The 12,579-nt window shown below is 43.8% G+C and carries 11 protein-coding genes; 8 read left to right on the top strand and 3 right to left on the bottom strand.

Translation table 11 applies throughout. From position 1 onward, the window contains the following. The first annotated feature begins 4 nt into the window (after nucleotides 1–4). From DVG78_RS17900 to DVG78_RS17870, 7 genes are all read left to right on the top strand, one after another. On the top strand, nucleotides 5–1,135 hold the full coding sequence (locus DVG78_RS17900) for an ATP-binding protein (RefSeq protein ID WP_114462486.1): 1,131 nt from the start codon (nucleotides 5–7) through the stop codon (nucleotides 1,133–1,135). Beyond that, nucleotides 1,135–1,911, top strand: a complete 777-nt coding sequence (locus DVG78_RS17895) for an NAD(P)-binding domain-containing protein (protein WP_229598258.1) — start codon at nucleotides 1,135–1,137, stop codon at nucleotides 1,909–1,911. Before DVG78_RS17900 ends, DVG78_RS17895 begins: the two co-directional genes overlap by 1 nt. Continuing rightward, complete coding sequence (locus DVG78_RS17890; protein ID WP_114462418.1) at nucleotides 1,912–3,015, top strand: 4-oxalomesaconate tautomerase; 1,104 nt, start codon at nucleotides 1,912–1,914, stop codon at nucleotides 3,013–3,015. 126 nt (nucleotides 3,016–3,141) lie between these two features. Further along, complete coding sequence (locus DVG78_RS17885; protein ID WP_114462417.1) at nucleotides 3,142–3,504, top strand: hypothetical protein; 363 nt, start codon at nucleotides 3,142–3,144, stop codon at nucleotides 3,502–3,504. A 116-nt stretch (nucleotides 3,505–3,620) separates the two neighbouring features. Beyond that, entirely contained in the window at nucleotides 3,621–6,971 is a 3,351-nt protein-coding gene (locus tag DVG78_RS17880; protein WP_229598257.1) for a DUF1553 domain-containing protein, read from the top strand. After that, the gene (locus DVG78_RS17875) at nucleotides 6,968–8,428 is read left to right on the top strand and encodes a DUF1501 domain-containing protein (protein ID WP_114462415.1); all 1,461 of its coding nucleotides are present in this window, start codon (nucleotides 6,968–6,970) and stop codon (nucleotides 8,426–8,428) included. Before DVG78_RS17880 ends, DVG78_RS17875 begins: the two co-directional genes overlap by 4 nt. Nucleotides 8,429–8,566: 138 nt before the next feature. After that, nucleotides 8,567–9,730, top strand: coding sequence for a hypothetical protein (locus DVG78_RS17870; RefSeq protein WP_114462414.1), 1,164 nt, complete (start codon nucleotides 8,567–8,569; stop codon nucleotides 9,728–9,730). Nucleotides 9,731–9,791: 61 nt separating this feature from the next. Here the strand turns inward: DVG78_RS17870 and ftsY are convergent, their stop codons facing one another. The 3 genes from ftsY to rpmG all read right to left on the bottom strand — a co-directional run bounded on the left by ftsY (nucleotide 9,792) and on the right by rpmG (nucleotide 11,348). Continuing rightward, nucleotides 9,792–10,748 (bottom strand): signal recognition particle-docking protein FtsY, encoded by a 957-nt coding sequence (gene ftsY, locus DVG78_RS17865; protein WP_114070324.1) that lies wholly within the window; start codon nucleotides 10,746–10,748, stop codon nucleotides 9,792–9,794. A gap of 180 nt (nucleotides 10,749–10,928) precedes the next feature. Continuing rightward, nucleotides 10,929–11,081 (bottom strand): DUF4295 domain-containing protein, encoded by a 153-nt coding sequence (locus DVG78_RS17860; protein ID WP_013927273.1) that lies wholly within the window; start codon nucleotides 11,079–11,081, stop codon nucleotides 10,929–10,931. 84 nt (nucleotides 11,082–11,165) lie between these two features. Further along, complete coding sequence (gene rpmG / locus DVG78_RS17855; RefSeq protein ID WP_114068027.1) at nucleotides 11,166–11,348, bottom strand: 50S ribosomal protein L33; 183 nt, start codon at nucleotides 11,346–11,348, stop codon at nucleotides 11,166–11,168. A gap of 120 nt (nucleotides 11,349–11,468) precedes the next feature. Here rpmG and DVG78_RS17850 point away from each other — a divergent pair, with 120 nt between their 5' ends. Beyond that, nucleotides 11,469–12,503 (top strand): sensor histidine kinase, encoded by a 1,035-nt coding sequence (locus DVG78_RS17850; protein ID WP_114462413.1) that lies wholly within the window; start codon nucleotides 11,469–11,471, stop codon nucleotides 12,501–12,503. Nucleotides 12,504–12,579: the final 76 nt, after the last annotated feature.

The following is a 12,579-nucleotide window of genomic DNA, read 5'->3' as shown; positions in this document are numbered from 1 at the left end:
CAAAATGATTATTCAAAGATATCTTTTAACCACGATTAAAAACTCCCTTAAACCAGGAAAAGTAAATGTTTTGATTGGAGCAAGAAGAACAGGAAAGACCTTTTTGCTTAAACAATTAATGCAAGAACTTGCCATACCGCATCTGTGGCTCAATGGTGAAGATATAAACACTCAAAAGGTGCTTGCTGAACGAAGTGCGGCAAATTATCGAAGACTCACGTCAGGAGTTGAATTATTAGTCATTGATGAAGCACAGGTGCTACCCGAAATCGGCAAAGTGCTCAAATTGATGGTTGATGAAATTCCAACCTTGAAAATAATTGCAAGTGGATCATCTGCTTTTGATTTAAATGCGCAGATAGGCGAACCATTAGTTGGACGGGCGTATTGGCATGAGTTGTTTCCAATCGCGCAAACTGAACTTAAACACCATGAAAATTTATTTCAGACCATCGAAAACTTGGAAGAAAGGTTGATTTATGGCAGTTATCCAGAGTTATTTCAGTTAGAAACCATTGTTGAAAAAGAAAGATACGTCAATAGTCTGATAAATAGTTTCTTGTTGAAAGATATATTGAGCTTTGAAGGCATCAGAAACGCTGGTAAAGTCCGCGATTTACTCCAACTGATTGCTTTCCAACTGGGAAAAGAAGTTTCCTATGATGAGTTGGGCCGACAGTTGAGTATGAGCAAAAATACAGTTGAAAAGTACTTGGATTTGCTTGAAAAAACCTTTATTCTCAAAAAAGTTAGGGGTTTCAGTAGAAATCTCAGAAAAGAAATATCGAAAAATTCGAGGTGGTATTTTTGGGATAACGGTGTACGTAATGCCTTAATTACTGACTTTAAGCCATTGAGTTTACGGCAGGATGTAGGAGAACTTTGGGAAAACTATCTCATCACAGAACGTCTTAAGCGCCTCAGTTACGGGGAAGAAAATAAAGAATATTATTTTTGGCGAACCTACGATCAGCAAGAAATCGACTGGATTGAGGTTAGAAATGGGGAAATAGAAGCCTATGAATTCAAATGGCAAAAAAACACTTCTAAAATCCCAGAAGCCTTTGCCAAAGGCTATCCCGAAGCTAAGTTTCAGGTTATTTCAAAAGCCAATTATTTAGATTTCATAGAATAATGAACGAGCCATTAAAAATTGCCATTTTGGGTTTGGGCGAAGCGGGTTCTCGTTTTGCCAATGATTTGGCCGAAATGGGCGTGACCGTGACGGGCTACGACCCCAATCCCGTTCGAGAATTACACCCTTCTGTGACGCTTGCTTCAAGCAATGCCGAAGCCGCTAAAGACGCAGAAGTGATTTTCAGCGTCAACCTATCGTCGGTATCAGAAGAAGTGGCGCAGGATATTTTTCCAGTCCTTAAAAACACGCAGTTTTTTCTGGAAATGAATACTTCTTCGCCCGATAAGAAAAAGAAGATTGACATGATTTTGAAGCCAACTGGCGTCCAATTCATTGATTTGGCCATCATGGCACCAGTGCCGCCCAAAGGTATCAAAACCCCATTTTTGGCGGCGGGAGAGGATGTTTTCGCTTTTTTGGAGAAAATGAAACCGTTGAAGTTGGACCTGTCGCTCGTCGAAAATGGCAAAGTGGGTGATGCCGCTACCATGAAATTGCTGCGCTCAATTGTCTACAAAGGCGTGGCGGCGGTTATCTGTGAGGCCGTAGAAGCGGGGGATGCATTCGGGATGCCTGAGTATATCCGCAAACAAATCAGTTCGATTATTGGCGGAAACGACGACTTGATTGACCGTTTTGTGGAAGGCAGCAAAACCCATGCCCTGCGCCGAATGCACGAAATGGAAGCCGTGATTGAAATGCTTGAAGAACGCAATCTGGACCCGATTGTCACCCGTGCTACGAGAGATAACTTGGCAAAACTGATGAACTAAATGCAAACGGCCATTCCATTCATGCAGCTTCGGGGTGGAAGCTCCAAAGGGCTTTTCTTTAAAGCCGAAGACCTGCCTACCGATGAAAACGAGCGAAACCGTTGTCTTCTACTCGCGATGGAAGGAACTACCGAGGGCGATCCTCGCCAGATTGACGGCTTAGGCGGAGCCACTTCTTTAACCAGCAAAGTAGCCATTGTTAGCAAATCAATAACGCCCGAAGCGGGATGCCGCCCAGCCGATTTAGACTATCTGTTTGTACAGGTAGTGGTGGGCAAAGGCAAAGTATCGACTACCCAAACTTGCGGCAACATTTTGGCTGGTATTGTGCCTTTTGCTATCGAATCGGGCATGATTGAGGCTACTCACCCTGTCACTGCTGCCCGAATTAATATCATCAATACGGGTGGAATTTGTGAAGTGGTGGTACAAACCCCAAACGGTCAAATCGAAACCAAAGGTAATGCCAAAGTAGATGGTGTACCGGGCACCGCCGCTCCTATTATTTGTAATTATTTAGAAACCGTAGGCTCAACCTGTGGGGCTTTGTTGCCCACGGGCCACGCTAAGGATGTAATTGAGGGAGTAGAAGCTACTTGCATAGACAATGGTATGCCCATTGTGATAATGCGAGCGAGTGATTTTGGTTTGGTAGGCAATGAAAACAAAGAAGTTCTAGAAGCCAATGAACCTCTCAGACAACAAATTGAAAATATTCGCTTGAAAGCGGGGCATTTGATGAATTTGGGCGATGTCAAAGACCAAACTATTCCCAAAATGTGTTTGGTGTCGCCCCCTGAAAAAGGCGGAGTGGTCAATACAAGAATGTTCATTCCCCACGTCGTTCATGAAGCTATCGGTGTTTTGGCGGCGGTTTCGGTCGCTACTGCTTGCGTGGTTCCTGATACTGTTTGCCAAGGAGTAATGAGTGAGCAAAATTCATCTCTTATCGTTCATCGTTCATCTCTCTCCATTGAGCATCCTTCGGGTGAGTTTACAGTAAATCTTGAATACGAATTTATTGATAGTCAAATTGTTATTCACAAATCAGGCGTGATTCGTACGGCTCGGTTGTTGAGTAAGGGGGAATTGTTTGTGCCTTAAACATTATGAAATAAATCGTTAGCACTCAAAAATAGCCGAATATCCTCATTTTGGGTATTTTATCAATAAATGAGATGAATTTTATCATTGATTTGTAGTTTAGCCGCTCAATAAAAGACATATTCAATGCGAACAAATGTTATACCTGATTTCAGTAAATTTTCCAATGACCCCTTCACCCCCAAACAAATTCGGCAGCTAAACTACTTAAACGTTGTGATGTTGATGCTGGGAGGTTGTTGTCTGGCTTATTGGTATTATCTGACCAATGGAAATCTTTTAAGAAAAATTGATATTTACAGTGAATCTAGTATGAAAGAATTGATGATACCGTTAGGAACAGTTTCTCTACTTTTGCACGGTATTTCGGGGTTGACTAGCTTTCAATTGATTAGACCGATGAGTCTGCGAAAACAGTGGTTTGTCATGTCGGTTTCAATGATATTGTCCAGTATTATTACTGGGTTGGTTATTTTTCAAAAAGTGTAACCGACTACTACGTAGCTGGCAAACACTTTAAATTTTTCGCGCTTTTTTAAGTACTTTTACTTTGGTGATAACTTTTTATAATAAGTGGTTTCAAGGGCCGTATCATTATTGTAAAAATGGAAAAAAGAGCTTTCTATCATTGGAGTTTAGGGATTGTAATAATGGCGTTGGTAGGCGCTTGTGGTGGCAATATTGAAATACCGCAGGACGTCGAAAAAGCGGCGGCGAACTTGCCCGAAAAGTTGGATTATAATTTACATGTCAAGCCCATTCTGTCGGACCGCTGTTTTGCGTGTCATGGTCCTGATAAGAATAAACAAAAAGCTGATTTGCGTTTGGATATTGCCGACGCTGCCTACGACAAAGAATGCGAAAGCGGCCTAAAAGCCATCGTGGCAGGCAATCCCGCCAAAAGTGACTTAGTGCATCGTATTTTGTCAGAAGACCCTGAATATGTGATGCCTGAGCCCGCTTCTCACCTCACGCTGTCGGTAGAAGAGAAAGCCATCCTTATCAAATGGATTGAGCAAGGGGCGGAGTATAAACCGCACTGGTCATTTGTGGCTCCTGTTAAGCCAGCGTTGCCAAAGGTTAAAAATGAAGGTTGGGTCAAAAATGACATTGACCGATTTATCCTTAAAAAATTAGAAGATAAAAAGCTGACTGGCAACCCCGAAGCGCCCAAAACTACCTTGCTTCGACGCGTTTATCTTGATTTAATCGGGTTGCCCCCAACGCCCGAACAAGTCGAAGCGTTTGTCAAAGATACGTCTCCTAATGCTTACGAAAAAGTAGTGAATCAATTACTCCGAAATCCTCATTTCGGGGAACACCACGCCGCAGATTGGCTTGATGTGGCGCGCTATGCCGATACTCACGGTTATCAGGACGATGGTCTGCGTACCATGTGGCCTTACCGCGATTGGGTCATTAAAGCCTTCAATCGAAACCTAGCCTTTGACCGCTTTGTGACTTGGCAATTGGCGGGGGATATGTTGCCCAACCCACAAAAAGAACATCTGGTAGCTACGGCCTTCAACCGCAATCATCAACAGAGTCAGGAGGGAGGAATTGTGCCACAAGAATATTTTGTGGAATACGTAGCCGACCGCACCAATACCTTCGGAAAGGCGTTTTTGGGACTGACGGTCGAATGTGCGCGTTGTCACGACCACAAATACGACCCCATCAGTCAGAAAGATTATTATTCATTGTTTGCGTTTTTCAATAACAACAATGAATACGGCCAAATCCCCTACAACGGTGAGCCTAGTCCAAGCATTACTCTGCCTAAACCTGCAACGGAAAGACAACTACGATTTATTAAAGAGAAGCTTTCTGTCGTTGAAAAAACGCAGTTGCAAAATGCATCTGCCCTTCGTCAGCGGTTTGAAAAATGGTTAGCTAAGTCAGTACAAGCACCGCTAATTGCGCCCAAAACGGCTTTGGTGATTGATGTGCCCTTTGACTCCATGACGGTGCGCCCCGCGGGAGAAAAGAAAGACAAAAGACGGCCAATATTTACAAATTTGGCCAACGATACCCTCAATTTTGAAACCAACGGAGATTTGGATTTTCTGCCCGTGCGAATCAAAAGCCCGCGCGGCAAAGGCGTACGCTTGGTGGGAGAGAGCTATATGCAAATGCGCGGTATCAACGGTTGGGGTCAATACAAAGAGGTGCCGACCATTTCGGGTTTTTTTGAACGAAACCAACCTTTTACCGTCAGTTTGTGGGTGGGTATCACTGACCCTAAATTCAAAGGGCCACTCTTTAACCGAAACTTAGGGCCATTCAACGGTTTCCGAGGCTACGAGTGTGAGCGTTTGGAAGACGGGCGGCTGGCGTTTCGGTTAAGCAATGTTTGGCCCGACAATGCCATTGATTTTGAAACTGACTACGTGCTCAAAGCCAATCTTTGGGCGCATCTTACCATGACTTACGATGGTTCAAGCAAAGCCAATGGCCTGAAAGTATATATTAATGGAAAACGAGCCACGGGTCGGGTCATGTCGGATGGCTTGCGGGAAAGTATGCTTTGGGGGAAAAATCATACCAATTGGGGAGCCGGCGCCCCTAATTTTTCCATCGGCCAGCGCCACGATTACAACTATAAAGGCTATGCGGTTGATGAACTCAAGGTCTTTGCCCGTGAGCTGACGCCGCTTGAAGTCCACAGTGTGATTGGCCAAAAAGATTTTGTCAAAATCGCCCTTCAAACTCCCGCCAATAAACGTAATGATTTTCAAAAAGAAGGTCTCTTTGAGTATTTCGTTACCAACATAGATACCGAAAATCAGAAGCTATTGGCGGAGCGGAAGCACTTGTTGGCAGAAGAAACAGAGTTGCTCAATAAAGAAATTGACGTGATGGTGATGCGCGAACGCAAATACCCTCGCAAAGCGCACATACTCAAACGCGGGGCCTACGATGCCATTGACCAAGAAGTAACGGCTGATACGCCCGACCAATTTTTTAAAATTCCGAAAGAATTGCCGCGTAATCGCCTTGGCCTTGCCAAATGGCTCGTTCACGAAGAAAATCCGCTCTTTGCGCGCGTAATGGTCAATCGGATGTGGCAACGGTATTTTGGAAAGGGGCTGGTGGTATCAGCAGAGGACTTTGGAAATCAAGGAGATTTACCCACGCACCTCGAATTGTTGGATTATCTGGCGGTCAAATTCAGAAATTCTGGCGGACTGTCGCATGGATGGAATTATAAATTGTTGCAAAAGGAAATTGTTATGTCGGCCACGTATCGACAATCATCGGTCGCTAAACCTGAATTATTGGAGTTAGACCCCAATAATTTATTGTATGCCCGAGGTCCAAGTTACCGTATTTCAGCGGAACAAGTGCGGGATGCGGCATTGGCGTCAAGCGGCTTATTGAGTCCTTACATCGGAGGCCCAAGTGTGCACCCTTACCAACCCGACGGTATTTGGGAGGCCTTAGCCACGCGAAATGCAGTGCAATATGTTCAAAATCATGGTGATACACTGTATCGACGAAGTATGTATACCATTTGGAAGCGTAGCTCTCCACCGCCAATGATGCTTAATTTTGATGCTTCTGAGCGTCATTTTTGCAGTGTAAAGCGCCAAAAAACCAGTACGCCTTTGCAGGCGCTGGTCACGCTTAATGACCCCCAGTTTGTAGAGGCCGCCAGGGTATTAGCGCAGCGGAGTTTACTGTTAAACAAAGGTGCAGATAGTAAATCTCAGGCCGTCACTCGCATTTTTATGGCCCTTACGTCCCGTCCGCCGCGAGCGGGTGAGTTGGCAGCCATGACGCAGTTGTACAATGAAGAATATCAGGATTTCCTGAAAAATCCTAAGCGCGCAGATGAGCTATTGAAAGTAGGTGAATATCCTGTGGAGATGTCCCTGAATAAACTGGAATTGGCAGCCATGACCATCGTGGCGAGTACCGTAATGAATTTTGATGAGTTTGTGATAAAGAGATGAAAAACGCATTGGAAGAATTCGAACAGCATACCCACGACCAACTCAGTCGTCGGAATTTTTTGTCGCGTACCAGCATGGGCCTAGGTGCGGCGGCTTTTTCGTCGTTGTTGGGAACAAATCAAGCGCAGGCTGCGACTGGTCCTGGGGGAGCTTTGGGGAAACCACATTTTCCTCCTAAGGTAAAACGCGTCATTTATCTTCACCAAAGCGGCGCGCCTTCGCAGTTGGAACTGTTTGATTATAAGCCAAAACTGGAACAAATGTGGGGCAAAGACTTGCCTGAATCTGTTCGGAAAGGCCAACGCCTCACGGGCATGACGGCGGGGCAAAGTAGCTTTCCATTGGCGGCATCTTACTATAAATTTGCCCAACACGGCCAAAGCAAAATGTGGGTCAGTGAGTTGTTGCCTTACATTTCTAAAGTTACTGATGAGGCCACTTTTATACGTTCCATGCATACCGAGGCCATCAACCACGACCCCGCCATTACGTTTTTCCAGACGGGGAGTCAGCAGGGCGGAAGGCCTTCTTTTGGTTCTTGGGTAAGTTATGGGTTGGGTTCAGACAATCAAAATTTGCCATCTTTTGTGGTATTGCTTTCCAAAGGACGCGGGGGTGATCAGCCTTTATACGCTAAATTGTGGTCAAACGGTTTTCTACCTTCCGTACATCAGGGTGTTGTGTTCCGCTCAGGGCCAGACCCAGTCTTTTATCTTAACAATCCAGCAGGCATCGACCGCACGAGCCGCCGACGGATGTTGGATTATTTGGCCAAAATGCATCAGGAACAATACAAACAGATTCTTGACCCCGAAATCAACAGCCGCATGGCGCAGTACGAAATGGCCTATCGGATGCAAACGGCTGTACCCGAAACGATGGATATTTCCAAAGAGCCTGACTATATTTTTGATATGTACGGTCCCGAAGCCAAAAAAGCGGGGACATTTGCCGCAAACTGTTTATTAGCCAGAAAATTGGCCGAGAAAGGCGTGAAATTCATTCAGCTCTATCATCAGGGCTGGGACCAACACGGCAATCTCCCTAACGACATAAAAACCATGGCCAAGTCGGTCGACCAACCTTCGGCGGCGTTGGTGATGGATTTGAAACAGCGCGGTTTGTTGGATGATACCCTCATTATTTGGGGCGGCGAGTTTGGCCGAGGCTCCTATTCGCAGGGGAAACTCACCAAAGAAAACTACGGCCGCGATCACCACCCGCGATGCTTTACCATTTGGATGGCTGGAGCAGGGGTGAAAAAGGGCTACATTCACGGAGAAACCGACGATTTTAGTTATAATATTGTGCGTGACCCAGTCCACGTACATGATTTTCAGGCTACGGTCATGCACTTGTTGGGGATTGACCACGAGCAGCTTACCTTCAAGTCACAAGGCAGGCGCTACCGTTTGACCGATGTACACGGAAAAGTTGTGAAGCCTATTTTGGCGTAACTTTCTCACGCTCAAATGTCAAAAAGTACAGGGTCTATTCTTGTGCTTTTTTAACATTTTTTTTAGACGTTTAGGAGTCAATAATTTCTTCAAAAAGGCGTTGTAAAAGTGAATTTATCCACTCAAATCTTACACGCCATGAAACACAGCTTTACATTAGTCCTTCTGTTGCTTGCTACTGCGGCCTTTGCCCAAACCGAAAAAGGAAATTCCTTTATTTCTGGGAATATTTCGACAGGGTATTCTGCAAATATTTACCCTAAAAACAGTCACAATAAATCTGGTACCTTTTCGCTGTCCTCGGGAATTTCCTACGGGAAATTTATCAAAGATGATATTCTATGGCGTATCGGAGTATCTGAAACCTTTAGTAGGAACTACTGGAAAAATAATAATTCAAAACTTTCTAACCCTTATGGTTCACTTTCACTTAATTCGAGCGGGCTTTATTTTTTTGGAAAAGAGCGTTGGCGAGGGTTTGTAGGAGGGGGGCTTAGTATTTCTGGAAGCTTTTTTAACATTAAGCAAAGCGTTGATGGTAAACAGGAACTGACATCTAAAGAACGAAATTTTTCAATTCGGCCTATTTTTGAAGCAGGTGCACTCTATTTTTTCAATAAACATTTAGCCATACAACTTGCCACATCTTCCAATACTTTTCCTCTCAACAGTTATGGTTTTTCTACGGGATTACTTTACTGGATTAAGCCTACTTCGTTTGAGGCTGAGACCAAAGAGCTGTCTATTTTAAATAAAGGGAGATGGACGTTGGGTGCAGGTTTTGATGTGGATACGCGTCGATTAAGAAATAATCTTTCTAACCAATCTTCAATTCCAAGTCAATCCGATGAAAATGAGACGAATGTATCTCTACAGATAGGAAAGTTTGTCAAGAATAGAACAATGATTGGAGTAAGAATGGGATATAGTAAAAATTATTCTGAAGTTACTTCTACGCCCCAAATTATCACTAAAAGAAGTATGTACCGAGTAGGTATTTTTAGGAAGCAATATTTTTTTGCTACGCGTCTTACTCCTTATTGGGAAGTTGAATTCGATTATATACGCAATAATCAGGAACAAAAAGATGCATCTACTAATTCAATTGGGCATCTTAACACCTTTGAACTACGACCGAATATAGGATTGGCCTATTTGATCAGTAATCATTTTTTAGTGGAAACTCAATTGGCAGATCTGTTAATCAATTATAGTAGCCAAGCGAATACAGAGTATAAAAACTGGAGCGCAAACCTAAGTGGCGGCCTTCGGCCCAATCTAAGTTTATCCTACGTATTCTAACAAAAAGCGAGCAGACGCATATGAGTGTCTGCTCGCTTTTTTCTGCTATGGCAGCTATCGCTTATTTCTTAAACAGCGAATCTACAAATTGAGCGCGGTCAAACACCTGTAAATCGTCCATTTTCTCACCTACTCCGATGTATTTGACGGGGATTTTGAATTCGTCCGAAATTCCGATTACTACGCCACCTTTTGCAGTGCCGTCCAGTTTGGTAATGGCTAAGGCCGTTACGTCGGTGGCTTTGGTAAACTCACGGGCTTGAATAACGGCATTTTGGCCCGTACTTCCATCCAACACCAAGAGTACCTCATGCGGTGCTTCGGGCAGAAACTTCTGCATGACGCGTTTGATTTTTGATAACTCGTTCATCAAATTGACCTTAGTATGCAAACGACCTGCGGTATCAATGATGACCACATCGGCATTCATTTCCACGCCTTTTTTCACGGCATCGTGCGCCACGGCGGCAGGGTCGGTGTTCATGCCGTGGTCGATGACCAATACGCCAGCGCGCTGCCCCCAGGTTTTGAGTTGGTCTACGGCGGCGGCTCGAAAGGTATCACCCGCACCTAAAACTACTTTTTTGCCGCGTTTTGTAAACTGATGGGCGAGTTTGCCTATGGTGGTGGTTTTGCCCGCGCCGTTTACACCTACGACCATAATGACGTATGGTTTTGGTAAGTTGTCGGTCTCAAAACTATCCTTAAAATCGAGCGATTTATTTTCTGTCAGTAAAGTGGCTATTTCGTCGCGCAGGATACTGTCAAGTTCTGAGGTGCCAGTGTATTTATCGCGTGCTACGCGCTCTTCAATTCGCTTTATAATCTTGACGGTTGTACCCACGCCCACGTCAGAACTGATCAGAATATCTTCCAATTCATCGAGTACGTCTTCATCAACGGTAGATTTCCCTACAATTGCCCGGCTGATTTTTCCGAAGATACTTTCCTTAGATTTTTCCAGCCCTTTATCAAGCGATTCTTTTTTCTCTTTAGAGAAGAAATCAAATAAACCCATAGTACGTAGCGGGGCCGCCCGTGCGGCAGTTTATAGTTTACGGCCAGCAACGCTCGGCAGAATAAACAAATTCGGAGGGTTGCTGGAGAACACACAAATAAAAAACGCACAAATATAAAAACAAAAAAAGTCCCTTATCGGGACTTTATCAAATATCGTTATGGTAACAGAGGTTGCGGATTAGTTTTTCAACGCAGCCTGTACTTCGTCGGTAGGAACGATAACCTCCTTAAATGTGTAAGCGCCAGTCTTTGGTGATTTAATTGCTTGAATCACTTTGGCGTAAGTCTTACCACCTTCTTTTTTCAGGGTTGCAACTACTTTCTTTGCCATTGTTGTATAAGTTAAAATTGTTAATTGTTAACGGTCAGTCAGTTAACAGCACTTGTTGACTATTAACGATGAACAAATAACGAATTATTTAATTTCTTTATGAACCGTTACTTTTTTCAAATACGGATTGTATTTCTTAAACTCCATACGTCCTGGAGTATTTTTGCGGTTCTTAGTTGTGATGTAACGTGACATCCCTGGAACGCCCGATTCTTTCTGCGCTGTGCATTCCAAAATTACTTGTATTCTGTTACCTTTCTTTGCCATTGCTTTACGTCAAATTTGAAAACGGAGTGCAAAGTTACAGATAGTCAAGCAGAAGACAAAATAATTTCTTAAAATTTCGGCAAAAAAATTTATCTACCTTTGCGCTGAAAATCATTCATTATGCGTATCAACCCGCGTATCACCGCTTTATTGCTGGCTTTTGCCATTTCAGGCATCACAGTGGCCTTCCTTTCGTTTGTCAGCGGCACCACGCTGAGCATGCTTTTTGTGTCGGGAGTTGCTGGTTTTTTTGGCGCGTTTTTTCTGATTTTATACGCTATTGAGATTTTGGTGTACCGAGAAGTAACCAAAATGCACGAAACCATTCAGCGCCTTAAATTGAAGGATTTTAGTTTTCCTCGTAAGAACATTGTCAGTGACCCCAATCCCCTCAAAAAACTGAATCAGGAGATTTTTGTATATGTGGCCCGCAAACAGCAGGAAATAGATGAATTGAAGAAAATGGAGGTTTTTAGGCGGGAGTTTCTGGCCGATGTTTCGCACGAGCTGAAAACCCCCATTTTTGCCGCGCAGGGGTTCATTCATACCTTATTGGACGGGGCGATGGACGACGAGAAAGTACGGGATAAATTTCTGCAAAAAGCCGCTAAAAGTTTGGACGGACTAGATGCGTTGGTCAAAGACTTGGTGGCGCTTTCACAAATGGAAACGGGCGAAATCAGAATGCGTAAAGACCGCGTTGATTTACGGCTAATTACCCTTGAAGTATGCGAACAACTCGAAAACAAGGCCAATCAGCGGAATACAGTTCTTAAAATAAAACCCGACCGAATGCTGCACGTGTGGGTAAAAGCAGACCCGCAGCGGATAAGTCAGGTAATGACAAATCTCATCGAAAATGCCATTAAATACGGAAATGATAATGGCAAGGTAATTGTACATTTTGAGGAAGATAAAAAACATTTTCTTGTAACCGTGCGTGATAATGGCCCAGGGATTCCGCCCGAACATTTATCGCGGATTTTTGAGCGATTTTATCGGGTAGACAAAAGTCGCTCAAAAGAAAAAGGAGGAACTGGTCTGGGATTGGCCATTGTAAAGCACATAATTAACGCTCACGGTTCAAAAATTACGGTTGCGAGCAAGATAGATAAAGGAACCACGTTTACGTTTAAATTAGACAAAGCAGATTGATTTAAAGACACTATTTATCCTATCCATAAACATGGTCGTTAAACGAATGACTTATTTTACGGATTAGGCTGATTGA

Source organism: Runella aurantiaca (assembly GCF_003339505.1).
GTDB classification, from domain to species: Bacteria; Bacteroidota; Bacteroidia; order Cytophagales; family Spirosomataceae; genus Runella; species Runella aurantiaca.
The sequence above is the reverse complement of the archived record's forward strand: the minus strand, read 5'-3'. Positions and strand labels throughout refer to the sequence as shown.

What these genes read in the sequence shown, in the direction of transcription:
- DVG78_RS17900 (WP_114462486.1), top strand. Translation starts at nt 5, where the DNA reads ATGATTATTCAAAGATATCTTTTAACCACGATTAAAAACTCCCTTAAA.
- DVG78_RS17895 (WP_229598258.1), top strand. Translation starts at nt 1,135, where the DNA reads ATGAACGAGCCATTAAAAATTGCCATTTTGGGTTTGGGCGAAGCGGGT.
- DVG78_RS17890 (WP_114462418.1), top strand. Translation starts at nt 1,912, where the DNA reads ATGCAAACGGCCATTCCATTCATGCAGCTTCGGGGTGGAAGCTCCAAA.
- DVG78_RS17885 (WP_114462417.1), top strand. Translation starts at nt 3,142, where the DNA reads ATGCGAACAAATGTTATACCTGATTTCAGTAAATTTTCCAATGACCCC.
- DVG78_RS17880 (WP_229598257.1), top strand. Translation starts at nt 3,621, where the DNA reads ATGGAAAAAAGAGCTTTCTATCATTGGAGTTTAGGGATTGTAATAATG.
- DVG78_RS17875 (WP_114462415.1), top strand. Translation starts at nt 6,968, where the DNA reads ATGAAAAACGCATTGGAAGAATTCGAACAGCATACCCACGACCAACTC.
- DVG78_RS17870 (WP_114462414.1), top strand. Translation starts at nt 8,567, where the DNA reads ATGAAACACAGCTTTACATTAGTCCTTCTGTTGCTTGCTACTGCGGCC.
- ftsY (WP_114070324.1), bottom strand. Translation starts at nt 10,748, where the DNA reads ATGGGTTTATTTGATTTCTTCTCTAAAGAGAAAAAAGAATCGCTTGAT.
- DVG78_RS17860 (WP_013927273.1), bottom strand. Translation starts at nt 11,081, where the DNA reads ATGGCAAAGAAAGTAGTTGCAACCCTGAAAAAAGAAGGTGGTAAGACT.
- rpmG (WP_114068027.1), bottom strand. Translation starts at nt 11,348, where the DNA reads ATGGCAAAGAAAGGTAACAGAATACAAGTAATTTTGGAATGCACAGCG.
- DVG78_RS17850 (WP_114462413.1), top strand. Translation starts at nt 11,469, where the DNA reads ATGCGTATCAACCCGCGTATCACCGCTTTATTGCTGGCTTTTGCCATT.